A 21,548-nucleotide genomic window follows, 5' to 3' on the forward strand; every position below is an offset into this window, starting at 1 on the left:
CTCGCATTTTGGGGCGTATAAGCGGTGCAAGCCATTCGGCTTATTTTTTTGTTCTAGGAGCCAAGAGCCCATGAGTATGCAGGACCCGTTAGCGGACATGCTAACTCGTATCCGTAATGCCCAGATGGCCGAAAAGTCCGTCGTAAGCATGCCGTCTTCCAAGCTGAAGGTGGCTGTAGCCAATGTTCTTCAGGGCGAAGGCTATATCGCGGGATACCAGGTCAGCGAAGATGTGAAGCCTCAGCTGACTATCGAGCTTAAGTATTTCGAAGGCCGTCCGGTCATCGAAGAGCTCAAGCGCGTGAGCCGTCCTGGCCTTCGCCAGTACAAATCCGTCGATCAGCTGCCGAAAGTGCGTGGCGGTCTGGGCGTGTCCATCGTCTCCACCAACAAGGGTGTGATGACTGATCGTGCTGCCCGTGCCGCTGGCGTTGGTGGCGAAGTGCTCTGCACTGTGTTCTAAGGGGGATTAAGGCATGTCTCGCGTTGCTAAAAACCCCGTCAAGGTGCCTGCTGGCGTCGAAATCAAGCTCGTTGGTCAGCAGCTGTCGGTCAAGGGTGCCAAGGGCGCTCTGGATCTGAATGTGCATCCTTCCGTTGAAGTGCTGGAAGAGTCCGGTGAGCTGCGTTTCGCTGCTCGCAACGGCGACCAGCAGACTCGCGCCATGGCCGGCACCACCCGTGCCCTGGTCAACAACATGGTGATCGGTGTCAGCCAGGGCTTCGAGCGCAAGCTGCAGCTGGTTGGTGTTGGTTACAAGGCGCAGGCCAAGGGCTCGGTACTGTCCCTGGCGCTCGGCTTCTCGCATCCGATCGACTACGAGCTGCCGCAGGGTGTCACCGCTGAAACCCCGAGCCAGACCGATATCCTGATCAAGGGCATCGACAAGCAGCTGGTTGGTCAGGTGGCCGCCGAAATCCGCGATTTCCGTCGTCCGGAGCCTTACAAGGGCAAGGGCGTTCGCTACTCGGATGAAGTGGTTCGTCGCAAAGAAGCTAAGAAGAAGTAGGGCATAGCAAATGAGCGCAAAGAAAGAAACTCGTCTGCGTCGTGCTCGCAAGGCACGTCTGAAGATGCGCGAGCTGGAAACCGTACGCCTGTGCGTGTACCGGTCTTCCCAGCACATCTACGCCCAGGTCCTCTCGGCCGACGGCGGCAAGGTCCTGGCCAGCGCCTCGACCCTGGACAAGGAACTGCGCGACGGAGCCACCGGCAACGTCGAGGCGGCCAAGAAGGTTGGTCAGCTGGTTGCCGAGCGTGCGAAAGCCGCTGGCGTTACCCAGGTGGCGTTCGACCGTTCTGGCTTCAAGTACCACGGTCGTGTGAAGGCACTGGCTGATGCTGCTCGTGAAGGCGGGCTGGAGTTCTAAGTTATGGCAAATAACGAGCAAAAGCGCGACGAAGGCTACATTGAGAAGCTGGTTCAGGTTAACCGCGTCGCCAAAACCGTGAAGGGTGGTCGTATCTTCACCTTCACCGCCCTCACCGTGGTAGGTGATGGCAAGGGCCGTGTCGGCTTCGGTCGCGGCAAGTCCCGCGAGGTTCCGGCCGCCATTCAGAAGGCCATGGAAGCGGCTCGCCGCAACATGATCCAGGTCGAGCTGAACGGCACCACCCTGCAGTATCCGACCAAGGCCGTGCATGGCGCCTCGCGCGTCTACATGCAGCCTGCCTCCGAAGGTACCGGTGTGATCGCCGGCGGCGCCATGCGCGCACTGCTGGAAGTGGCTGGCGTTCATAACGTCCTGGCCAAGTGCTACGGCTCCACCAACCCGGTGAACGTCGTCCACGCCACCTTCAAGGGTCTGAAGGCCATGCAGTCGCCCGAGTCCGTTGCTGCCAAGCGTGGCAAGAGCGTCGAGGAGATTCTGTAATCATGGCTAACACCGTCAAGGTCACGCTGGTCAAGAGCGTGAACGGCCGACTGGCCAACCACAAGGCATGCGTCAAGGGTCTCGGCCTGCGTCGCATTGGTCATACCGTCGAGGTTCAGGATACTCCCGAGAATCGCGGCATGATCAACAAGGCCTACTACCTTCTCCGCGTGGAGGGTTAATCATGCAACTGAACGATCTGCGTTCCGCGCCGGGTGCCCGTCGCGAAAAGCTGCGTCCGGGCCGTGGTATCGGCAGCGGACTCGGCAAAACCGGTGGCCGCGGCCACAAGGGTCAGACCTCTCGCTCCGGTGGCAAGATCGCTCCCGGCTTCGAGGGTGGCCAGCAGCCGCTGCATCGCCGTCTGCCCAAGTTCGGCTTCGTCTCGCTCAAGGCAATGGACCGCGCCGAGGTGCGTACCGCCGAACTGGCCAAGGTCGAGGGTGACGTCGTGACCCTGCAGAGCCTCAAGGATGCCAACGTCATCAACCAGAACGTACAGCGCGTCAAGGTCATGCTGTCGGGCGAGGTTGGTCGTGCGCTGACTCTGAAGGGCATCGCAGCCACCAAGGGTGCGCGTGCGGCGGTTGAAGCAGCTGGCGGTAAGTTCGAGGACTAAATGGCTAAGCAAGGTGCTCTCTCCGCGCTGGCAAACGGCGGGTTGTCTGAACTCTGGGCTCGTTTGCGTTTCCTGCTCCTGGCGATTGTCGTCTACAGGATAGGTGCGCACATTCCGGTTCCGGGGATCAATCCGGATAGGCTCGCCGAGCTGTTTCGCCAGAATGAGGGGACCATTCTTAGTCTGTTCAACATGTTTTCCGGTGGTGCGCTGGAGCGCATGAGCATCTTCGCGCTGGGGATCATGCCGTACATCTCGGCATCGATCATCATGCAGCTGATGACGGCGGTCAGTCCGCAACTGGAGCAGTTGAAGAAGGAAGGCGAGGCTGGTCGTCGTAAGATCAGCCAGTACACTCGCTACGGCACGCTCGTGCTGGCCATCGTCCAGGCCATCGGCATGTCCGTTGGTCTGGCGGGCCAGGGCGTGGCGTTCACCAGCGATTTCGGCTTCTACTTCGTGGCTGTCACCACCTTTGTGGCTGGTGCCATGTTCATGATGTGGCTGGGTGAGCAGATCACCGAGCGGGGTATCGGCAACGGGATCTCGATGCTGATCTTCGCTGGAATCGTGGCGGGCCTTCCGGGTGCTCTTGGGCAGTCCTTCGAGTCTGCAAGGCAGGGTGATATCAATATCATCGCCCTGCTGGCGGTCGGCCTTCTGGCGGTGGCGATCATCGGCTTCGTGGTGTTCATCGAGCGTGGGCAGCGGCGTATCGCCGTGCATTACGCCAAGCGCCAGCAAGGGCGCAAGGTGTTCGCCGCGCAAACCAGTCATCTGCCGCTGAAGGTCAACATGGCCGGCGTGATTCCCGCGATCTTCGCCAGCAGCATCCTGCTGTTCCCGGCTTCGCTGGGGCAGTGGTTCGGTCAGTCCGAGAACATGGGCTGGCTGGCTGACCTGTCGCAGGCCATCGCTCCGGGGCAGCCGCTCAATATCCTGCTGTTCAGTGCCGGTATCATCTTCTTCTGCTACTTCTACACGGCGTTGATGTTCAACCCGAAGGATGTGGCGGAGAACCTGAAGAAGTCCGGTGCATTCATTCCGGGGATTCGTCCGGGTGAGCAGTCCGCGCGCTACATCGATGGCGTGCTGACTCGTCTGACCCTGTTCGGCGCCCTGTACATGACGGCCGTATGCCTGCTGCCCCAGTTCCTGGTGGTGGCGGCCAACGTGCCGTTCTACCTTGGCGGGACCTCGTTGCTGATCGTGGTCGTGGTTGTCATGGACTTCATGTCCCAAGTGCAATCGCACCTCATGTCGCACCAGTACGATTCCCTCATGAAGAAAGCCAACCTGAAGAGCTACGGCGGCGGCATGCTCCGCTGAAGTGGTTCGTAAGGTTCGAGGAGTTGGTTGATGAAAGTTCGTGCATCGGTCAAGAAGCTGTGCCGCAACTGCAAAGTGATCCGTCGCGACGGCGTCGTACGGGTTATCTGCAGCGCAGAACCGCGCCACAAGCAGCGCCAAGGCTGATTGTGGAAGTGTGAGGCCCGGCAGCTAGTGCGCTGTCGGGTTGAATATTTGTTTCTACAGCGATAATATCTCGCGCCCTTTTCTTGGCTTCCGGGGCGTAGGTAGCTGTCAATTGGAGTTTCACTGAATGGCCCGTATTGCAGGCGTCAACATTCCGGATAACAAGCATGCTGTTATCTCGCTGACCTACATCTACGGTGTTGGTCGCACCACTGCACAGCAGCTTTGTGCAGCTACCGGCGTAAATCCGTCGGCAAAGATCAAGGATCTCTCTGACGAGCAGATCGAGCAGCTGCGGGGCGAAGTCGCGAAGCTCACCACCGAGGGTGACCTGCGCCGCGAAATCAACATGAAGATCAAGCGTCTGATGGACCTGGGTTGCTACCGCGGCCTGCGTCATCGTCGTGGGCTGCCGGTCCGCGGCCAGCGCACCAAGACCAACGCGCGTACCCGCAAGGGCCCGCGTAAGCCGATCCGCAAGTAATTTTGCGTCCGCGTATCGACAGGAATTAATTCATGGCTAAGCCTGCTGCTCGTACTCGTAAGAAAGTCAAAAAGACAGTGGTCGATGGGATCGCCCATATCCACGCGTCTTTCAACAACACCATCGTGACCATCACCGACCGTCAGGGCAATGCCCTGTCCTGGGCCACCTCCGGTGGTTCGGGTTTCCGTGGTTCGCGCAAGAGCACTCCGTTCGCAGCCCAGGTCGCTGCCGAGCGCGCCGGCCAGGCCGCTCTGGAGTACGGTCTGAAGAACCTCGATGTGAACGTCAAGGGCCCCGGCCCGGGTCGTGAGTCTGCCGTGCGCGCGCTGAACGCCTGCGGCTACAAGATCGCCAGCATCACCGACGTGACGCCTATCCCGCACAACGGGTGCCGTCCGCCGAAGAAGCGCCGCGTGTAATTCAGGAGACAGTGAAATATGGCTCGTTATATTGGTCCCAAGTGCAAACTGTCTCGTCGTGAAGGTACTGATCTCTTCCTGAAGAGTGGTGCGCGCGCCCTTGAATCCAAGTGCAACATCGAGACTCCGCCCGGCGTGCATGGTCAGCGTCGCGGTCGTCTGTCCGACTACGGCACCCAGCTGCGCGAGAAGCAGAAGGTTCGTCGTATCTACGGCGTGCTGGAGCGCCAGTTCAGCGGTTACTACAAGGAAGCTGCCCGTCGCAAGGGCGCAACCGGCGAGAACCTGCTGCAGTTGCTCGAGTGCCGTCTGGACAACGTGGTCTATCGCATGGGCTTCGGCTCCACGCGTGCCGAATCCCGCCAGCTGGTTTCGCACAAGTCGATCACCGTCAACGGCAAGACCGTGAACATTCCTTCGTTCCAGGTCAAGGTCGGTGATGTGGTTGCCGTTCGTGAGAAGTGCCGCAACCAGCTGCGTATCGCTCAGGCGCTCGAGCTGTGTGCCCAGCGTGGCCGCGTCGAGTGGGTGGAAGTGGATGCCGACAAGAAGAGCGGTGTTTTCAAGAATGTTCCGGCCCGCAGCGACCTGTCCGCCGACATCAACGAAAACCTGATTGTCGAGCTCTACTCCAAGTAAGGGCTAGAAAATAGGTGTATCCATGCAGAGTTCGGTAAATGAGTTCCTGACCCCCCGCCACATCGATGTGCAGGTGGTCAGTCCGACCCGCGCCAAGATCACTCTCGAGCCCCTCGAGCGTGGCTTTGGCCACACCCTGGGCAACGCGCTGCGTCGTATCCTGTTGTCCTCCATGCCCGGCTGCGCCGTAGTCGAGGCGGAGATCGACGGTGTGCTCCACGAGTACAGCGCGATCGAGGGCGTGCAGGAAGATGTCATCGAGATCCTGCTCAACCTCAAAGGTATCGCCATCAAGCTGCACGGCCGTGATGAAGTGACCTTGAACCTGGTGAAGAAGGGCCCGGGCGCTGTGACCGCTGCCGATATCCAGCTGGATCACGATGTCGAAATCGTCAATGGCGATCACCTGATCGCCAATCTGGCGGCCAACGGCTCGATCAACATGAAGCTCAAGGTCGCGCGCGGTCGCGGCTACGAGCCGGCGGATGCGCGCCAGAGCGACGAGGACGAGAGCCGTAGCATCGGCCGTCTGCAGCTCGACGCGACCTTCAGCCCGGTTCGTCGTGTTGCCTATGTGGTCGAGAACGCTCGTGTCGAACAGCGTACCAACCTGGACAAGCTGGTCATCGATCTGGAAACCAACGGCACGCTGGATCCTGAAGAAGCGATCCGCCGTGCTGCGACCATCCTGCAACAGCAGCTGGCTGCGTTCGTCGACCTGAAGGGCGACAGCGAGCCGGTGGTGATCGAGCAGGAAGACGAGATCGATCCGATCCTGCTGCGCCCGGTCGACGACCTGGAGCTGACTGTCCGTTCGGCTAACTGCCTCAAGGCAGAGAACATCTACTACATCGGTGACCTGATCCAGCGCACCGAGGTAGAGCTGCTCAAGACGCCGAACCTGGGCAAGAAGTCGCTCACCGAGATCAAGGACGTCCTGGCTTCTCGTGGTCTGTCCCTCGGTATGCGCCTCGACAACTGGCCGCCGGCAAGTCTCAAGAAAGACGACAAGGCTACGGCCTGATCGTCTCCAGTAACCGAACTATTCGTTTGGTAAGGAATTGCAATCATGCGTCATCGTAAAAGTGGCCGTCATCTGAGCCGCACCAGCGCCCACCGCAAGGCCATGTTCCAGAACATGGCGGTGTCGCTGTTCGAGCACGAACTGATCAAGACCACCCTGCCGAAAGCCAAGGAACTGCGCCGCGTTGCCGAGCCGCTGATCACCCTGGCCAAGGAAGACAGCGTCGCCAACCGTCGCCTGGCCTTCGATCGTACCCGCTCGAAAGCTGCCGTCGGCAAGCTGTTCAACGATCTGGGCAAGCGTTACGCCAACCGTCAGGGCGGCTACCTGCGCATCCTCAAGTGCGGTTTCCGCGCCGGCGATAATGCGCCCATGGCTTATGTCGAGCTGGTCGACCGTCCGGTTGCCGGTGCGGTAGAAGCAGCCGAGTAAGATCGGCGAAACGAAAAAACCGAGCCTAGTGCTCGGTTTTTTCGTTTATGAGCTGCAGTATTACGACAGTTTTTCTCTATCAGACGCGTTGGCCTTCCTCATTGGGCGCCGTTTCGCCTGCTTCCTATCATGACCGCCAATAGCCGGGGTGTCCCGGTTCCACGCGACATGAAGCCAGGAGATGCAGCCATGACCGACAAGCCCAGACTCACCACCGTTGCCGGTGCGCCTGTGACGGAAAACCAGAATGCCATGACCGCCGGGCGGCGAGGCCCCATGCTGCTGCAGGATGTCTGGTTCCTCGAGAAGCTCGCGCACTTCGACCGCGAGGTGATTCCCGAGCGGCGCATGCATGCAAAGGGCTCGGGCGCCTTTGGCGAGTTCGTAGTGACCCACGACATCAGCCGCTACAGCAAGGCCCGGCTGTTCTCCGAGGTGGGCAAGCGCACCCCACTGTTTGTCCGTTTCTCCACCGTGGCGGGCGAGCGCGGGGCCGCTGACGCCGAACGCGATATCCGCGGCTTCGCCCTGAAGTTCTATACCGAGCAGGGCAACTGGGATCTGGTGGGCAACAACACGCCGGTATTCTTCTTCCGCGATCCGCTGAAGTTCCCCGACCTCAACCACGCGGTCAAGCGCGACCCGCGCACCAACATGCGCAGCGCCAACAACAACTGGGATTTCTGGACCGGTCTGCCCGAGGCGTTGCACCAGATCACCTACGTCATGGGCGATCGCGGCATCCCGGCCTCGTACCGCCACATGCATGGCTTCGGTTCGCACACCTACAGCTTCATCAGCCCGGACAACGAGCGCTACTGGGTGAAGTTCCACTTTCGCACCCAGCAGGGCATCAAGAACCTGACCGATGCCGAGGCGGCTGCCATCGTCGCCAACGATCGCGAGAGCTCGCAGCGCGACCTGTTCGAAGCAATCGAGCGCGGTGACTACCCGCGCTGGACCATGTTCGTGCAGGTGATGCCCGAGGCCGATGCGGCGACGGTTCCCTACCATCCGTTCGACCTGACGAAGGTTTGGCCGCACACGGACTACCCGTTGATCGAAGTGGGCTATTTCGAGCTCAACCGCAACCCGGACAACTACTTCCAGGATGTCGAGCAGGCGGCGTTCACGCCGGCCAACGTGGTGCCCGGCATCAGCTTCTCGCCGGATCGCATGTTGCAGGGCCGACTGTTCTCCTACGGCGATGCACAGCGCTACCGGCTGGGTGTGAACCACCATCAGATTCCGGTGAACGCGCCGCGCTGCCCGGTGCACAGCTACCATCGCGACGGCGCCATGCGGGTCGATGGCAACCAGGGTGGGCGACTGCACTACGAGCCGAACAGCTACGGCGAATGGCGCGAGCAGCCGGATTTCAGCGAGCCCCCGCTGGCGCTGGAAGGAGCCGCCGACCGCTATGACTATCGAGCGGACGACAGCGACTACTTCACCCAGCCGGGCAACCTGTTCCGCCTGATGTCCGCAGACGAGCAGCAGCGGTTGTTCGCCAACACCGCACGCTCGATGCAGGGCGTGGAGCGGCATATCAAGCTGCGCCACATCCGTCACTGTCTGCAGGCGGATCCGGCCTATGGCGAGGGAATCGCCGCGGCGCTGGGCATCCCCCTCGGCGAGGCGCAGGGCTGAGGCAGCCTGCTGTCCCAGGAACCGGAGCCCGCAGCGTTGCCTGCGGGCTCTTTCGTTGCGGGCATCCTATTCGTGCGGGTTGCTCAGTGGCTGGTCGCTGAGATTGCCCGGCGGCAGCAGGCGGTCCGCCTGCGCCGGGTCGATGGCCAGCAGGCTGCCATCGGCGGTGGCCAGCAACACCGCCTCGAGCATTTCGCGGACGTTGTTGCGCAGCATGCCCACCGATTTCTGCCCGCGGCTGTTCAGCCCGGCGATCTCGACCAGCACGCTGCCACCCAGCGGGCCGGGTTCGCCGGCGGCCAGCCGCTGGCTTCCCAGCAGGCCATAGGCATTGCGTGCGATGCCCGGGTCGCCGCCACCGCGGCGCACGTCGCCGTTGGGGTACTGGTAGTAGTAGTTGGTGAGCTCCATGAAGCCCAGTTGCAGCGAGCGTTGTTTCATCACGATGGCCAGCTGCTTGGAAAGCGCGACCGCCTCCGGCGCGACATCTTCATGGGTGGGCCAGGTCAGCGAGCCGGTCACCTGGCGGCCGGGGCGATTGACCTCGGGATCGACATCGTCCAGCACCTCGGCTGGATTCTGGTTGTGCACATCGACCATCCAGATGGGGCGGTAGCGCTCGTAGACCCCGCGTAGCGCTACGGCCTCCGGCACCGGATTCTGCCCGGGGTTGAAGTGGCGCTCGCCGGCCAGGCCCGGGTTGCAGCGGACCTGCGTACTCTGGCTCCAGTCGACCCAATGGTAGCGGTTGATGTCGTAGCTCCAGCGGCGCAGGCCGTCGCCGTCGGTATAGGCGGTGACGTTGGCGCCCAGGCGCTGATCGAGCCTGGCCGGATCCAGGCTGCCATCCTCGCGCAGGCAGTTTGCGTTGCTCTGCGGGGCGCTGAAGTCCATGTTGCCGCGACTGAAGCGCTCGGCACCGTCCGGGTTGACCCGCGGCACGATCAGGACATGCAGGTTGTCCAGTATCTGCCGCGACATGCCGCCGCCCGAGGCCAGGCGCTGGAGCAGGTCGACCACCGCTTCGGTGCCATGGGGCTCGTTGCCGTGCTGCTGGGTGATGATCATCACGGCCGGCTTGTCCGCGTTGCCCAGCCGCGCCAGCCAGATAGGCCGGCCCTCGTTGCTGGTGCCGGCCTGTTCCAGGCGCAGCGCATCGGGAAAGCGCCGGGACAGTGCGTTGAGCTGATCGTAGAGCTGCTGGTTGCTCATGAACGCCTCGAGCGAGACGTTCTGCTGGTCGGTGATCCAGGGGCCGTTGGGTTGGGCGGCAGTAGCGAGGCTCGGCAACAGGCCGGCGCCAAGCAGGCAGGCAGCAAGCGCGACACGCATGGGAGTGTTCCTCTCTGGGCAGGGATGGCCCGCCCAACGGCCCGGCGGGTCCGTTATGGACCCCGCCGGGCTCGCTGCGGTTGCCGCCGCGGCGCTCAGCCCGCCGAGCGGTCGCGCTCGAGCAGCGGCTTGAGGAACCGCCCCGTGTGCGAGGCGGGGTTCGCCGCGACGGCCTCCGGCGTGCCGGTGGCGATGATCTGCCCGCCGCGCGAGCCGCCCTCCGGGCCGAGGTCGACCAGCCAGTCGGCGGTCTTGATCACGTCCAGGTTGTGCTCGATCACCACCACGGTATTGCCGTGGTCGCGCAGGCGGTGCAGCACGTCGAGCAACTGCTGGATGTCGGCGAAGTGCAGGCCGGTGGTCGGCTCGTCGAGGATGTACAGGGTCTTGCCGGTGTCGCGTTTGGACAGCTCGCGCGACAGTTTGACCCGCTGCGCCTCGCCGCCGGACAGCGTGGTGGCGCTCTGACCGAGCTTGATGTACGACAGGCCGACGTCCATCAGCGTCTGCAGCTTGCGCGCCACGGCGGGGACTGCGTCGAAGAAGTCGCGCGCTTCCTCGATGGTCATGTCCAGCACCTCGGTGATGTTCTTGCCCTTGTACTTCACCTCCAGAGTTTCGCGGTTATAGCGCTTGCCCTTGCACACGTCGCAGGGGACGTAGATGTCCGGCAGGAAATGCATTTCCACCTTGATCACGCCGTCGCCCTGGCAGGCCTCGCAGCGGCCGCCCTTGACGTTGAAGGAGAAGCGCCCCGGGCCGTAGCCGCGCGAGCGGGCCTCGGGCACGCCGGCGAAGAGCTCGCGGATCGGCGTGAACAGGCCGGTATACGTCGCCGGATTGGAACGCGGCGTGCGGCCGATCGGGCTCTGGTCGATGTCGACCACCTTGTCCAGGTGCTGCAAGCCGTCGAAGCTGTCGTAGGGCGCCACTTCCAGGGTGCTGGCGCCATTCAGCGCGCTGGCGGTGATCGGGAACAGGGTGTTGTTGATCAGTGTCGACTTGCCCGAGCCGGACACGCCGGTGATGCAGGTCAGCAGGCCGACCGGGATCTCCAGGTCGACGCCCTGCAGGTTGTTGCCACGTGCGCCGGTCAGCTTCAGCAGGCGCTTGGCGTCGCGTGCGGTGCGCTCGGCCGGATAGCGGATGCGCTCGCGCCCGGACAGGTACTTGCCGGTCAGCGAGTCGGGATGGGCCATCACCTCGTCCGGTGTGCCCTGGGCGACCACCTGGCCGCCATGCACGCCGGCGCCGGGTCCGATGTCGACCACGTAGTCGGCCAGGCGGATGGCGTCCTCGTCGTGCTCGACCACGATCACCGTGTTGCCGAGGTTGCGCAGGTGCGTCAGCGTGCCGAGCAGGCGCTCGTTGTCGCGCTGGTGCAGGCCGATGGACGGCTCGTCGAGGATGTACATGACGCCGACCAGGCCGGCGCCGATCTGGCTGGCCAGGCGGATGCGCTGGGCCTCGCCGCCGGACAGGGTGTCGGCACTGCGGTCCAGGGTCAGGTAGTCGAGGCCGACGTTGACCAGGAACTGCAGGCGCTCGCGGATCTCCTTGAGGATCTTGTCGGCGATCTCGCCGCGCCGGCCGCTGAGCGACAGCGTGGCGAAATAGTCGCAGGCATCGCCCACCGGCAGCGCAGTCACCGCCGGCAGCGTCTTGTCGCCGACCCAGACGTGGCGTGCCTCGCGGCGCAGGCGGGTGCCCAGGCATTCCGGGCAGGGCTGGGTGCTGAGGTACTTGGCCAGCTCCTCGCGCACCGAGTTGGACTCGGTCTCCCGGTAGCGCCGCTCGAGGTTCGGCAGGATGCCCTCGAACGGATGCGAGCGCTTGACGATGTCGCCGCGGTCGTTGAGGTAGCGGAAGTCGACGTTCTCCCGCCCGCTGCCGCGCAGCACCACCTTCTGGTGCTCGGCCGCCAGCGAGTCGAACGGCTCGTCCAGGCTGAAGCCGTAGTGCGCGGCGAGCGAGCCGAGCATCTGGAAGTAATAGACGTTGCGCCGGTCCCAGCCGCGGATCGCGCCTTCGGCCAGGGTCAGCTCGCCGTTGACCAGGCGCTTGGCGTCGAAGAACTGCTTGACCCCCAGGCCGTCGCAGGTCGGGCAGGCGCCGGCCGGGTTGTTGAAGGAGAACAGCTTGGGCTCGAGTTCGCTGATCGAGTGGCCGCAGATCGGGCAGGCGAAGCGCGCGGAGAAGATCAGGTCCTCGGCGCCGTCGTCCTCCATCGAGGCGACCAGGGCGATGCCGTCGGCCAGCTTCAACGCCGTCTCGAAGGATTCGGCCAGGCGCTGCTGCAGGTCGGTGCGGACCTTGAAGCGATCGACCACTACCTCGATGGTGTGTTTCTTCTGCTTGTCCAGCTTGGGCAGCTCGTCCAGTTCATGCAGCTTGCCGTTGACCCGGGCGCGCACGAAGCCCTGGGCGCGCAGCTCGTCGAACACGGCCAGATGCTCGCCCTTGCGCTCACGGATCACCGGCGCCAGCAGCATCAGCTTGCGACCCTCAGGCAGCGCCAGCACCTGGTCGACCATCTGGCTGACAGTCTGCGCCTCCAGCGGGGTGTCGTGGTCCGGGCAGCGTGGTGTGCCGACCCGCGCATAGAGCAGGCGCAGGTAATCGTAGATCTCGGTGATGGTGCCGACGGTCGAGCGCGGGTTGTGCGACGTCGACTTCTGCTCGATGGAAATCGCCGGCGACAACCCTTCGATGGTGTCGACGTCGGGCTTCTCCATCATCGACAGGAACTGCCGGGCGTAGGCCGACAGCGACTCGACATAGCGACGCTGGCCCTCGGCATAGAGCGTGTCGAAGGCCAGCGACGACTTGCCCGAGCCGGACAGGCCGGTGATCACGATCAGCTTGTCGCGCGGCAGGGTCAGGTCGATGTTCTTCAGGTTGTGGGTGCGCGCCCCACGGATCAGGATCTTGTCCAAAGCAGCCTCGCATGGCGGGCGAAAGCCCGGAAGTATAAGGCCGGGGCGAAAGGCGCGGCAAAGCGCGCGCCTGTGACGGGCCGGGGATGGCTGCTAGAATCGCCGCCGGTTCAATTAGCGAGATTTCCCCATGCCGGATCCGTACAGCGAACGCATGAGCGCCAGCGAAACCCGTGCAGCCGCTGGCCTCGCGCTGGTGTTCGCGTTTCGCATGCTCGGCATGTTCATGGTCCTCCCGGTACTGGCGACCTATGGCATGGAGCTCGAGGGCGCCACGCCGGCGCTCATCGGTTTCGCCATCGGTGCCTATGGTTTGACCCAGGCGGTGCTGCAAATTCCGTTCGGCGTGCTCTCGGATCGCATCGGTCGCCTGCCGATCATCTACTTCGGCCTGCTGGTGTTCGCCCTCGGTGCGGTCGTCGCGGCGATGGCCGACAGCATCGGCGGGGTGATCCTCGGCCGCGTGCTGCAGGGCGCCGGGGCGATTTCCGCGGCGGTCATGGCGCTGCTTTCGGACCTGACCCGTGAGCAGCACCGAACCAAGGCGATGGCCATGATCGGCATGAGCATCGGCCTGTCGTTCGCCGTGGCGATGGTCGTCGGGCCGCTGCTGACCCGCGCGTTCGGCCTGTCCGGTCTGTTCTGGACCACCGCGGCGATGGCCGTGCTCGGCGCGGTCATCGTGGCCTTCCTGCCGCGCCCGCATGCCCATGTCCGGCATCGCGAATCCGGCGTGGCGCGCCAGGCCTTCGCCACCACGCTGCGCCATCCGGAACTTTTGCGCCTGGACTTCGCCATCCTCGCTCTGCACGCCGTGCTCATGGCCAGTTTCGTCGCCTTGCCGCTGGCGCTGGTGGAGCAGGGCGGACTGCCGCGCGAGCAGCACTGGTGGGTCTACCTGACCGCGCTGCTGGTCGGTTTCTTCGGCATGGTGCCGTTCATCATCTATGGCGAGAAGAAGCGCCAGATGCGCCGTGTCGTGCTCGGCGCGGTCGCCGGCCTGCTGCTGTGCGAGCTGTTCTTCTGGCAGCTGGGTGGCACGCTGTGGACGCTGGTTGGCGGGATGATCGCCTTCTTCATCGCCTTCAACCTGCTCGAGGCCTCGCTGCCCTCGCTGATCAGCAAGGTCGCACCGGCCGGCGGCAAGGGCACGGCGATGGGGGTGTATTCCACCAGCCAGTTCCTTGGCGCCGGGCTCGGCGGCGTGCTTGGCGGCTGGCTCTACCAGCATGGTGGGCTGGCCACGGTGTTCATCGGCTGCGCCGCGCTCTGCGGACTCTGGCTGGTGGTTGCGCTGGGCATGCGCGAGCCGCCCTACGTCACCAGCCTGCGGCTGCCGCTGTCGACGCGGGCGCAGGCCGATGCCGGGCTCGCTGCGCGGCTGCTGGCGCTCGACGGCGTGACCGACGTGCTCATCGTCGCCGACGAGGCGGCTGTCTATGTCAAGGTCGACAGCCAGCGGGTCAATCGCCAGGCACTCGATCAGCTGGTCGCCTGAGTCGCGACCCGGGTCGGCCCGCTGCCTGGTTGGCCCGGGTCGAGGCGGTAGGGTAAGATTCGCCGTTACCGGTCTCTGTTCTGCCGCCCGGGCAGGACGCGTTGGGGCCCCTTTGAAACACTATTTCCCGAAAGGAGTTACCCATGGCCAGAGGGGTGAATAAGGTCATCTTGATCGGCAACGTGGGCGGTGATCCCGAGACCCGCTACCTGCCCAATGGCAATGCGGTGACCAACATCACGCTCGCCACCACCGACAGCTGGAAGGACAAGCAGACCGGCCAGCTGCAGGAGCGCACCGAGTGGCACCGCGTTGTGCTGTTCGGCAAGGTCGCCGAGATCGCCGGCGAATACCTGCGCAAGGGTTCGCAGTGCTACATCGAAGGCCGCCTGCAGACCCGCGAGTGGGAGAAGGACGGGGTCAAGCGCTACACCACCGAGATCGTCGTCGACATGAACGGCACCATGCAGCTGCTCGGCGGCCGCGGTGGCAACTCCGACGACGCGCCGCGCCAGCCGCGTCCGCAGCGCGAGCCGCAGCAGGCGCCGCGCCAGCAGGCCCAGCCGCAGCGCCAGGCGGCACCGCAGCCCGCGCCGGACTACGACAGCTTCGACGACGATATCCCGTTCTAGGTCCGCTTGATGCGAATGCGCCTGTTACTGTTGGGTGGAGGCAATGCCCTCGGGCAGGCGCTGATTCGCCTCGGTGCCGAGGAAGACATCGGCTTTCTCGCGCCGCGCCCGCCCGCCCAGGGCTGGGATGCCCCCAGCCTGACCCAGTTGCTCGACGACAACCGTCCGGACGTCGTGATCAACCTGGCCTACTACTTCGACTGGTTCCAGAGCGGCCAGGCCAACGAGGCGGCACTGGCCGCCCAGGAGCGCTCGGTGGAGCGCCTGGCCGAGCTCTGCCAGCACCACGACTTCATTCTCCTGCAGCCGTCCAGCTACCGGGTGTTCGACGGCGCGCGCACCACGGCCTACAGCGAGAAGGACGAGGTCGCGCCGCTGGATGCCCGCGGGCAGGCGCTGTGGCGCTTCGAGCAGAGCGTGCGCTCGCTCTGCCCGCGGCATGTGCTGCTGCGCTTCGGCTGGCTGCTGGACGACAGCCACGACGGGCTGCTGGGGCGCTTCCTGCAGCGCCTGGCGCAGGGCGAGCCGATCCAGCTGGCCGATGACCGGCGCGGCAACCCGACGCCGGTGGACGATGCGGCGCGGGTCATCCTCGCGGTGCTCAAGCAGCTGGACTGCCACGCGCCGCTCTGGGGCACCTATCACTACGGCGGCCACGAGGCGTCGACGCCGCTGCTGGTGAGCCAGGCCCTGCTGGCCGAGGCCGCCCGGCACTGCCCGCTGAGCGCCGAGATCCTGGTGCCCACCGCGCACGCCGATTGCGAGGACGCCGATACCGAACCGCAGCACGGCGTGCTGGCCTGCAAGAAGATCTTCAACACCTTCGGCATCAAGCCGCGCGCCTGGCGCGCCGGCCTGCCGAGCCTCCTGGAACGTTACTACCGCCATGGCTGAAGCTCCTATCCTGGTGACCGGGGGGGCTGGCTTCATCGGCTCCAACCTGGTCGATGCTCTCCTGGCGCGCGGCTATCACGTCCGCGTGCTGGACAACCTTTCCACCGGCAAGCGCAGCAACCTGCCGCAGGATGCACGCGTCGAGCTGATCGTTGGCGACGTGGCGGACGCCGATTGCGTGCATCGCGCCGTCGACGGTTGTCGAGCCGTGGTGCACCTGGCCGCGGTGGCCTCGGTGCAGGCCTCGGTGGAAGACCCGCTGGGCACCCACCGGGCCAACCTGATCGGCACCCTGAATGTCTGCGAAGGCATGCGCGCTGCGGGCGTGCGTCGCGTGGTGTTCGCCTCGAGCGCGGCGGTGTACGGCAACAATGGCGAAGGCGAGGCGATCGGCGAGGACCTGCCCAAGGCGCCGCTGACTCCCTACGCGGCGGACAAGCTGGCCAGCGAGCACTACCTCGACTTCTACCGCCGCCAGCACGGCCTGGAGCCGGTGGTGTTCCGCTTCTTCAATATCTACGGGCCGCGCCAGGACCCGTCCTCGCCGTATTCAGGGGTGATCAGTATCTTCACCGAGCGCGCGCAGAAGAGCCTGCCCATCAGCGTGTTCGGCGATGGCGAGCAGACCCGCGACTTCCTCTATGTCGGCGATCTGGTCGAGGTGCTGGTGCAGGCGCTGGAGGCGCCGCAGGTGGAGCAGGGCGCGGTGAACGTCGGCCTCGCCCGCGCCACCTCGCTGAACCAGCTGCTGCAGGCGATCGGCGCGGTGCTCGGCCAGTTGCCGGCGATCAGCCACCTGCCGGCCCGGGCCGGGGACATCCGTCATTCGCGCGCGGACAACAGCCGCCTGCTGTCGCGCTATCGTCTGCCCGAGCCGCCAACCGATATCCGCGAGGGGCTCGCCCGGCTGCTCGGCAAATAGCCGTTGGCAGAACGCAAGAAAGGCGCCGATTGGCGCCTTTCTGTTGTCCGGGTGGCTCGGTTCGTCAGAACTTGTAGCCGAGGCCGACCATGTAGACGAAGGGGTCGACGTCGACGTCGACGGTCACCTTGGCCGGGCCGGCATAGGTGGTGCCTTCGGTATCGATGTCGATGTAGCGAACCTGGGCGTTGAGCATGACGTTCTCGGTCAGCATGTAGTCCATGCCTACCTGGGCGGCAAGGCCCCAGGAATCCTTCATGTCCAGGCCGCGGAAGCCGGCGGTCTCCGCTTCGCTGGTCAGCTTGTCATCGAAGAACCAAGTGTAGTTGATGCCGGCGCCGACATAGGGCTGGAAGGCCGAAGTCTTTTCCAACGGGTAGTAGATGACGCTCAGGGTCGGCGGCAGGTGCTTCAGACTACCCAGCTTCGACGATGCACCGCCTGCCTTCAGGCCGACATCGTGGCTGAAGGGGGTGGCGGCCAGCAGTTCTAGGCCAACCTTGTCGGTCAGCATGTAGGCGAAGTTCAGGCCCAGCTGGGTGTCGCTATCCAGGGTTGCCTGGGCGTCAATGCTGCCGACGCCTGCGATCTTCACATTGCCGCTGTCTTCATGGGGATCAACCGTGATCGCACCGGCGCGAACGATGATGTCCCCGGCCTCGAAGGCCTGGGCGAAGGGGGCGGCCAGCGCCAGGGCCAGCGCGGAAGCGGTGAACAGGGTCTTGCGCATAGTGCTTGCTCCATGTGTGCGTATTCGATGGGGCAATGGTAGGGAGGGGCGTTTCGCGCTTTTTGACTTGGCTCAATGAAAGGCTAGGGGTGCGCTGCGACCTTTTGACCTGCTTGCTTTGGATCAATTGTCTAATGATAATGGTTCTTCTTTGAGTTAGTTTCCCCGCAAGGATCCCCCATGCCGTCCTTCCTCCCCCGCCTGCTGGCGGTCGCCGTGCTGCCGTATTGCGTGCAGTTCGCCGCGCCGCTGGTGGCAGCCCCCCTCGATGCGGCGCTCGAAGAGAGCGAACGCCTGGCCAGCGAGGCGACCTCCTCGCAGGCGCGCATCGAGCAGCTCGACGATGCCACCCGGCAGATGCTCACCGACTACCGCAATGCCGTGCAGCAGGCCGACGCGCTCAAGGCCTACAACGCGCAGATGCGCGAGCTGGTCGCGGCGCAGCGCAAGGAGCTCGAGGGCTACGAGCGCCAGCTGCAGGGCATCGAGCGGACCCAGGAAGCGGTGACGCCGCAGATGAGCCGGATGGTCGAGGTGCTGGGCCAGTTCATCGAGGCGGACCTGCCGTTCCTGCCGGACGAGCGGGCCGATCGCATGGCGCAGCTCGAGGAGCTGTTGCCGCGCGCCGATGTCAGCCTGGCGGAGAAGTACCGGCGCATCCTCGAGGCCTACCAGATCGAGAGCGACTACGGCCGCACCCTCGAAGCCTGGCGTGGCGAATTGCCGGGCGACGGGGACGCACGCAGCGTCGAGTTCCTGCGCCTGGGGCGGGTGATGCTCTATTACCAGACGCTGGATGCCCACCAGAGCGGCTGGTGGAACCCGGCGACCCGTGCCTGGGAAGTGCTCGACGGCAGTGCCCGGCGACCGCTGACCCAGGCGATCGCCATCGCCCGGCAACAACAGGCGCCGGCCTATCTGCAACTGCCGGTGAAGACGCCTGGTCGGGAGAGTGCGCAATGAATCGTCTGTTTTCGCTGTTCGTCCTGGCCCTGGCGCCGGTGCTGGCCCAGGCCGCCGAGCCGTTGAACCCCGACCAGCTGCTCGAGCGCATCCGCAGCGAGCGCGCCGCCGAGGTCAGTGCCATGCAGGCGCGCGAGCAGGCCTTCGTCCGCGATCGCGGCGAGCAGGCCCGCCTGCTGGCCGAGGCGCAGGCCGCGCTGGCCGCGCAGAAGGCCGAGGCCGAGCGGCTGAAGGCCGAGTTCGATCGCCAGGAGGCCCAGCTCGCCGAGCAGGAAAAGCTGCTCGCCCAGCGCGTCGGGCACTTGGGTGAACTGTTCGGCGTGGTCCGCCAGAGCGCCGGCGACATCGCCGGGCAATGGCAGGACAGCCTGCTCAACGTGCAGTACCCCGAGCGCCTGGCCCAGCTGCGCGGCCTGGCCGAGAGCCGCGCGCTGCCGTCGGCCGAGGACCTCGACGCCTTCTGGATGACGCTGCTGGAAGACCTCGCCGCCAGCGGCCGGGTCGAGCAGGTCAAGCTGCCGGTGGTCGGCGCCGATGGCCAGCGCAGCGAGCAGCCGGTGCTGCGCGTCGGTACCTTCTCGGCCTTTGCCGAGCAGGGCTTCCTGCGCTACGACGCCGATGCCGGCCAGTTGCTCGCCCCGGCACGCCAGCCTTCGGGCATGGGCCTGGTCGAGGACTACCTCGGCAGTTCCGCCGCGCTGGCCGAGCTGCCCATCGACCCCAGCCGCGGCACGCTGCTGGCGCAGCTGCAGCGTGAGCCGGACTTCTGGGCGCGCCTGCAGCAGGGCGGCCTGGTGGGCTGGGTGATCGTCGCGCTGGGCATCCTCGGCCTCTGCCTGGCCGCCTGGCGGATGGCCTATCTCGCCGGGGTCAGCCGCAAGGTCAATGGCCAGATGCGCGAGTTGAACAGCCCGCGCGACGACAACCCGCTGGGCCGCATCATCGGCGTGCTCGGGCCGAAGCCGCAGCTGGCCGACCTGGAGACCCTGGAGCTCAAGCTCGACGAGGCCATCCTCCAGGAAACCCCGCCGCTGGAGCGCGGCCAGCCGTTGCTCAAGCTGCTCACCGCGGTGGCGCCGCTGCTCGGCCTGCTGGGCACCGTGACCGGCATGATCGTCACCTTCCAGGCCATCACCCAGAGCGGTGGCGGCGACTCGCGGCTGATGGCCGACGGCATCTCCCAGGCCCTGGTGACCACCGTGATGGGCCTGGTGGTGGCCATTCCGCTGCTGTTCCTGCATGCGCTGCTGGCCAGCCGCAGCAAGGCGCTGATCCAGTTGCTCGAGCAGCAGAGCGCCGGGCTGATCGCCCTGCACCTGTCGGGGACGCCGCGCCGTGACTGACCTGCACGGGCTCTGGCTGCGCCTGGTCGACAGCGGGCACCTGCTGCTCGACTTCATGGGCGCCGGCGGGGTGGTCATGTGGGCGCTGGCGCTGCTCTGCGTGCTGTACTGGACGCTGGTGTTCGAGCGCCTGTGGTTCATGCGCCGGGTCTTTCCGCGTTGGGTCGACGCACGCCGCCAGGCCTGGGCACGGATGGCCGGCGAGCCCGGTGCCTGGCAGCGCGCGGTGCGTACCGCCTGGCTGGCCGAGGCCCAGCAGCAACTGGCCGGGCCGTTGCGCCTGAGCAAGGCGCTGGTGGCGCTCTACCCGCTGCTCGGCCTGCTCGGCACCGTGACCGGGATGATCGCCGTGTTCGACGTCCTCTCGCTCAACGGCACCGGTAACCCGCGCGGCATGGCCGCGGGCGTCTGGCAGGCGACCCTGCCGACCATGGCCGGCATGGTGCTGGCCATCACTGGATTGTTCAGCCTGGCGCGCCTCGAGCGCATCGCCCGGCTGTCGCTCGACCGGCTGGCCGACCAGCTGCGTCACGATTGAGGATTTGCGGATGCGCATGCGTCGCCATCATTACCAGCAGGACGAAGACACCGGCATCGACCTCACGCCGATGCTCGACGTGGTCTTCATCATGCTGATCTTCTTCATCGTCACCAGCTCCTTCATCAAGGAGTCCGGCGTCGAGGTGCAGCGCCCGCAGGCCGACACCGCCAGCGCGCAGGACAAGGGCAACATCCTGATCGCGGTGACCGCCGACGGGCAGGTCTGGATCGACAAGCAGCAGGTCGACGTGCGCAGCGTGCGCGCCCATGTCGAGCGCATGCGCGTCGATCAGCCCGACGGCGCGGTGGTGGTGCAGGCCGACCAGGATGCGCGCACCGGGCTGGTGGTGCAGGTCATGGACCAGGCGCGCCAGGCCGGCGTCCGCGACGTCGCGCTGGCGGCCAGCACGGGAGCACGCTAGATGCGCCAGGGGCTGGCCCGCACCGGGTTGTCGCTGCTCGCGGCCTGCGTCGTCACGCTGCTGCTGTTCGCGCTGATGCTGAGCATGGTCTCGCCGCCGCGCAGCGACGCCATCGACGAGCCGGTGGCAATCGCCAATTTCGTGCGCATGGACGGGCGCAATCAGGATGCCGCGTCGCGCTCGCGCCAGCAGGCCCCGCAGCCGCCCCAGCCGAAGACGCCGCAACCGCCGAGTCCGCCGACCCCGAGCATGGCGACGCCGGCGGCGAACCTGCCCAAGCTCGACCTCGACCTGCCGAACATCGACAGCGGCGTCTCGGTGGCGGCCGCGCCGGCGCCGAGCCTGAGCGGACTCACCGCGGCGACGACCCCGGCACCTGCCGCCGCGGCACCGGCCGCAGCGGCAGCCGAGGCGGGCGGCCAGCCCGGCGGCCCGGAGCAGGAGGTCATGCCGCTCAACGACGTGCGTCCCGAATACCCCTACCGCGCCCGCCAGCGTGGCATCGAGGGCCATATCAAGCTGGCCTTTACCATCACCGCCGGCGGGCGGGTGGAGAACATCCGCGTGCTGGACGCCTCGCCGCCCAACGTGTTCGACCGTGAGGCACGCCGCGCCGCGGCGCGCTGGCGCTTCGCCCCGCGCACCGAGAACGGCGTGGCGGTCGCGCGCGAAGCGGTGAAAACCCTGCACTTCCGCCTCCAGGGAGAACGCTGAG

The 21,548-nt window shown here is 65.4% G+C and carries 26 protein-coding genes; 23 read left to right on the forward strand and 3 right to left on the reverse strand.

The features are described 5' to 3' along the window. The first annotated feature begins 70 nt into the window (after positions 1-70). The 14 genes from rpsH (at position 71) to L3N39_RS17650 (ending at position 8,621) form a co-directional block, all read left to right on the forward strand. Positions 71-463, forward strand: coding sequence for a 30S ribosomal protein S8 (gene rpsH / locus L3N39_RS17585; protein WP_237258717.1), 393 nt, complete (start codon positions 71-73; stop codon positions 461-463). Positions 464-476: 13 nt separating this feature from the next. Next, the gene (gene rplF, locus L3N39_RS17590) at positions 477-1,010 is read left to right on the forward strand and encodes a 50S ribosomal protein L6 (RefSeq protein WP_237258718.1); all 534 of its coding nucleotides are present in this window, start codon (positions 477-479) and stop codon (positions 1,008-1,010) included. A gap of 10 nt (positions 1,011-1,020) precedes the next feature. After that, a complete protein-coding gene (rplR, locus tag L3N39_RS17595) occupies positions 1,021-1,371 on the forward strand; it encodes a 50S ribosomal protein L18 (protein ID WP_237258719.1) in 351 nt (116 codons plus the stop codon). A 3-nt stretch (positions 1,372-1,374) separates the two neighbouring features. Then, positions 1,375-1,875: a 30S ribosomal protein S5 gene (rpsE, locus tag L3N39_RS17600; protein ID WP_237258720.1), complete on the forward strand. Its 501-nt coding sequence runs from the start codon at positions 1,375-1,377 to the stop codon at positions 1,873-1,875. A 2-nt stretch (positions 1,876-1,877) separates the two neighbouring features. After that, positions 1,878-2,057, forward strand: a complete 180-nt coding sequence (gene rpmD, locus L3N39_RS17605) for a 50S ribosomal protein L30 (protein WP_041110244.1) — start codon at positions 1,878-1,880, stop codon at positions 2,055-2,057. Positions 2,058-2,059: 2 nt separating this feature from the next. Beyond that, on the forward strand, positions 2,060-2,494 hold the full coding sequence (gene rplO / locus L3N39_RS17610) for a 50S ribosomal protein L15 (RefSeq protein ID WP_237258721.1): 435 nt from the start codon (positions 2,060-2,062) through the stop codon (positions 2,492-2,494). Continuing rightward, positions 2,495-3,823 carry a preprotein translocase subunit SecY gene (secY, locus tag L3N39_RS17615; protein WP_237258722.1) on the forward strand — a complete coding sequence of 443 codons (1,329 nt, stop codon included), beginning with the start codon at positions 2,495-2,497 and terminating at the stop codon, positions 3,821-3,823. A 30-nt stretch (positions 3,824-3,853) separates the two neighbouring features. After that, on the forward strand, positions 3,854-3,970 hold the full coding sequence (gene rpmJ, locus L3N39_RS17620) for a 50S ribosomal protein L36 (protein ID WP_043217073.1): 117 nt from the start codon (positions 3,854-3,856) through the stop codon (positions 3,968-3,970). Between the two features lie 127 nt (positions 3,971-4,097). After that, entirely contained in the window at positions 4,098-4,454 is a 357-nt protein-coding gene (gene rpsM, locus L3N39_RS17625) for a 30S ribosomal protein S13 (protein ID WP_237258723.1), read from the forward strand. Between the two features lie 32 nt (positions 4,455-4,486). Beyond that, the gene (gene rpsK, locus L3N39_RS17630) at positions 4,487-4,876 is read left to right on the forward strand and encodes a 30S ribosomal protein S11 (RefSeq protein ID WP_021702690.1); all 390 of its coding nucleotides are present in this window, start codon (positions 4,487-4,489) and stop codon (positions 4,874-4,876) included. An 18-nt stretch (positions 4,877-4,894) separates the two neighbouring features. Next, complete coding sequence (rpsD, locus tag L3N39_RS17635) at positions 4,895-5,515, forward strand: 30S ribosomal protein S4 (protein ID WP_237258724.1); 621 nt, start codon at positions 4,895-4,897, stop codon at positions 5,513-5,515. A 22-nt stretch (positions 5,516-5,537) separates the two neighbouring features. Next, positions 5,538-6,539 carry a DNA-directed RNA polymerase subunit alpha gene (locus L3N39_RS17640; RefSeq protein WP_237258725.1) on the forward strand — a complete coding sequence of 334 codons (1,002 nt, stop codon included), beginning with the start codon at positions 5,538-5,540 and terminating at the stop codon, positions 6,537-6,539. 45 nt (positions 6,540-6,584) lie between these two features. Next, positions 6,585-6,971 (forward strand): 50S ribosomal protein L17, encoded by a 387-nt coding sequence (rplQ, locus tag L3N39_RS17645; RefSeq protein ID WP_237258726.1) that lies wholly within the window; start codon positions 6,585-6,587, stop codon positions 6,969-6,971. 189 nt (positions 6,972-7,160) lie between these two features. Beyond that, entirely contained in the window at positions 7,161-8,621 is a 1,461-nt protein-coding gene (locus tag L3N39_RS17650) for a catalase (RefSeq protein ID WP_237258727.1), read from the forward strand. 66 nt (positions 8,622-8,687) lie between these two features. On the opposite strand, the gene L3N39_RS17655 is transcribed toward L3N39_RS17650, so the two are convergent. Then, on the reverse strand, positions 8,688-9,953 hold the full coding sequence (locus tag L3N39_RS17655; protein ID WP_237258728.1) for a M14 family zinc carboxypeptidase: 1,266 nt from the start codon (positions 9,951-9,953) through the stop codon (positions 8,688-8,690). Between the two features lie 95 nt (positions 9,954-10,048). After that, positions 10,049-12,889 (reverse strand): excinuclease ABC subunit UvrA, encoded by a 2,841-nt coding sequence (uvrA, locus tag L3N39_RS17660; protein WP_237258729.1) that lies wholly within the window; start codon positions 12,887-12,889, stop codon positions 10,049-10,051. A gap of 130 nt (positions 12,890-13,019) precedes the next feature. On the opposite strand from uvrA, the gene L3N39_RS17665 reads away from it, so the two are divergent. The 4 genes from L3N39_RS17665 (at position 13,020) to L3N39_RS17680 (ending at position 16,835) form a co-directional block, all read left to right on the forward strand. Next, positions 13,020-14,387: an MFS transporter gene (locus L3N39_RS17665; protein ID WP_237258730.1), complete on the forward strand. Its 1,368-nt coding sequence runs from the start codon at positions 13,020-13,022 to the stop codon at positions 14,385-14,387. A gap of 143 nt (positions 14,388-14,530) precedes the next feature. Beyond that, the gene (locus tag L3N39_RS17670) at positions 14,531-15,019 is read left to right on the forward strand and encodes a single-stranded DNA-binding protein (protein WP_237258731.1); all 489 of its coding nucleotides are present in this window, start codon (positions 14,531-14,533) and stop codon (positions 15,017-15,019) included. Positions 15,020-15,028: 9 nt separating this feature from the next. Continuing rightward, on the forward strand, positions 15,029-15,913 hold the full coding sequence (locus L3N39_RS17675; RefSeq protein ID WP_237258732.1) for a sugar nucleotide-binding protein: 885 nt from the start codon (positions 15,029-15,031) through the stop codon (positions 15,911-15,913). Continuing rightward, positions 15,906-16,835: an NAD-dependent epimerase/dehydratase family protein gene (locus tag L3N39_RS17680; RefSeq protein ID WP_237258733.1), complete on the forward strand. Its 930-nt coding sequence runs from the start codon at positions 15,906-15,908 to the stop codon at positions 16,833-16,835. Before L3N39_RS17675 ends, L3N39_RS17680 begins: the two co-directional genes overlap by 8 nt. Before the next feature lie 64 nt (positions 16,836-16,899). On the opposite strand, the gene L3N39_RS17685 is transcribed toward L3N39_RS17680, so the two are convergent. Further along, a complete protein-coding gene (locus L3N39_RS17685; RefSeq protein ID WP_237258734.1) occupies positions 16,900-17,565 on the reverse strand; it encodes an OmpW/AlkL family protein in 666 nt (221 codons plus the stop codon). A 180-nt stretch (positions 17,566-17,745) separates the two neighbouring features. Between L3N39_RS17685 and L3N39_RS17690 the strand changes: the two genes are divergently transcribed. Genes L3N39_RS17690 through L3N39_RS17710 form a run of 5 tightly spaced genes read left to right on the forward strand, consistent with a single transcriptional unit; the run spans position 17,746 to position 21,547 of the window. After that, positions 17,746-18,528, forward strand: coding sequence for a DUF3450 domain-containing protein (locus tag L3N39_RS17690; protein ID WP_237258735.1), 783 nt, complete (start codon positions 17,746-17,748; stop codon positions 18,526-18,528). Beyond that, a complete protein-coding gene (locus L3N39_RS17695; RefSeq protein WP_237258736.1) occupies positions 18,525-19,871 on the forward strand; it encodes a MotA/TolQ/ExbB proton channel family protein in 1,347 nt (448 codons plus the stop codon). The genes L3N39_RS17690 and L3N39_RS17695 overlap by 4 nt, the downstream gene beginning before the upstream one ends. After that, complete coding sequence (locus L3N39_RS17700) at positions 19,864-20,409, forward strand: MotA/TolQ/ExbB proton channel family protein (RefSeq protein ID WP_237258737.1); 546 nt, start codon at positions 19,864-19,866, stop codon at positions 20,407-20,409. Before L3N39_RS17695 ends, L3N39_RS17700 begins: the two co-directional genes overlap by 8 nt. A 10-nt stretch (positions 20,410-20,419) precedes the next feature. Further along, positions 20,420-20,833 carry an ExbD/TolR family protein gene (locus tag L3N39_RS17705; protein ID WP_237258738.1) on the forward strand — a complete coding sequence of 138 codons (414 nt, stop codon included), beginning with the start codon at positions 20,420-20,422 and terminating at the stop codon, positions 20,831-20,833. Continuing rightward, positions 20,834-21,547, forward strand: a complete 714-nt coding sequence (locus L3N39_RS17710; protein WP_237258739.1) for an energy transducer TonB — start codon at positions 20,834-20,836, stop codon at positions 21,545-21,547. Position 21,548 lies beyond the last annotated feature (1 nt).

Source organism: Pseudomonas oligotrophica (genome assembly GCF_021726475.1).
Taxonomy (GTDB): domain Bacteria; phylum Pseudomonadota; class Gammaproteobacteria; order Pseudomonadales; family Pseudomonadaceae; genus Stutzerimonas; species Stutzerimonas oligotrophica.

Excerpts from the sequence above, each read along its gene's own strand:
- rpsH (WP_237258717.1), top strand. The coding sequence starts at position 71 with ATGAGTATGCAGGACCCGTTAGCGGACATGCTAACTCGTATCCGTAAT.
- rplF (WP_237258718.1), top strand. The coding sequence starts at position 477 with ATGTCTCGCGTTGCTAAAAACCCCGTCAAGGTGCCTGCTGGCGTCGAA.
- rplR (WP_237258719.1), top strand. The coding sequence starts at position 1,021 with ATGAGCGCAAAGAAAGAAACTCGTCTGCGTCGTGCTCGCAAGGCACGT.
- rpsE (WP_237258720.1), top strand. The coding sequence starts at position 1,375 with ATGGCAAATAACGAGCAAAAGCGCGACGAAGGCTACATTGAGAAGCTG.
- rpmD (WP_041110244.1), top strand. The coding sequence starts at position 1,878 with ATGGCTAACACCGTCAAGGTCACGCTGGTCAAGAGCGTGAACGGCCGA.
- rplO (WP_237258721.1), top strand. The coding sequence starts at position 2,060 with ATGCAACTGAACGATCTGCGTTCCGCGCCGGGTGCCCGTCGCGAAAAG.
- secY (WP_237258722.1), top strand. The coding sequence starts at position 2,495 with ATGGCTAAGCAAGGTGCTCTCTCCGCGCTGGCAAACGGCGGGTTGTCT.
- rpmJ (WP_043217073.1), top strand. The coding sequence starts at position 3,854 with ATGAAAGTTCGTGCATCGGTCAAGAAGCTGTGCCGCAACTGCAAAGTG.
- rpsM (WP_237258723.1), top strand. The coding sequence starts at position 4,098 with ATGGCCCGTATTGCAGGCGTCAACATTCCGGATAACAAGCATGCTGTT.
- rpsK (WP_021702690.1), top strand. The coding sequence starts at position 4,487 with ATGGCTAAGCCTGCTGCTCGTACTCGTAAGAAAGTCAAAAAGACAGTG.
- rpsD (WP_237258724.1), top strand. The coding sequence starts at position 4,895 with ATGGCTCGTTATATTGGTCCCAAGTGCAAACTGTCTCGTCGTGAAGGT.
- L3N39_RS17640 (WP_237258725.1), top strand. The coding sequence starts at position 5,538 with ATGCAGAGTTCGGTAAATGAGTTCCTGACCCCCCGCCACATCGATGTG.
- rplQ (WP_237258726.1), top strand. The coding sequence starts at position 6,585 with ATGCGTCATCGTAAAAGTGGCCGTCATCTGAGCCGCACCAGCGCCCAC.
- L3N39_RS17650 (WP_237258727.1), top strand. The coding sequence starts at position 7,161 with ATGACCGACAAGCCCAGACTCACCACCGTTGCCGGTGCGCCTGTGACG.
- L3N39_RS17655 (WP_237258728.1), bottom strand. The coding sequence starts at position 9,953 with ATGCGTGTCGCGCTTGCTGCCTGCCTGCTTGGCGCCGGCCTGTTGCCG.
- L3N39_RS17665 (WP_237258730.1), top strand. The coding sequence starts at position 13,020 with ATGCCGGATCCGTACAGCGAACGCATGAGCGCCAGCGAAACCCGTGCA.
- L3N39_RS17670 (WP_237258731.1), top strand. The coding sequence starts at position 14,531 with ATGGCCAGAGGGGTGAATAAGGTCATCTTGATCGGCAACGTGGGCGGT.
- L3N39_RS17675 (WP_237258732.1), top strand. The coding sequence starts at position 15,029 with ATGCGAATGCGCCTGTTACTGTTGGGTGGAGGCAATGCCCTCGGGCAG.
- L3N39_RS17680 (WP_237258733.1), top strand. The coding sequence starts at position 15,906 with ATGGCTGAAGCTCCTATCCTGGTGACCGGGGGGGCTGGCTTCATCGGC.
- L3N39_RS17685 (WP_237258734.1), bottom strand. The coding sequence starts at position 17,565 with ATGCGCAAGACCCTGTTCACCGCTTCCGCGCTGGCCCTGGCGCTGGCC.
- L3N39_RS17690 (WP_237258735.1), top strand. The coding sequence starts at position 17,746 with ATGCCGTCCTTCCTCCCCCGCCTGCTGGCGGTCGCCGTGCTGCCGTAT.
- L3N39_RS17695 (WP_237258736.1), top strand. The coding sequence starts at position 18,525 with ATGAATCGTCTGTTTTCGCTGTTCGTCCTGGCCCTGGCGCCGGTGCTG.
- L3N39_RS17705 (WP_237258738.1), top strand. The coding sequence starts at position 20,420 with ATGCGCATGCGTCGCCATCATTACCAGCAGGACGAAGACACCGGCATC.
- L3N39_RS17710 (WP_237258739.1), top strand. The coding sequence starts at position 20,834 with ATGCGCCAGGGGCTGGCCCGCACCGGGTTGTCGCTGCTCGCGGCCTGC.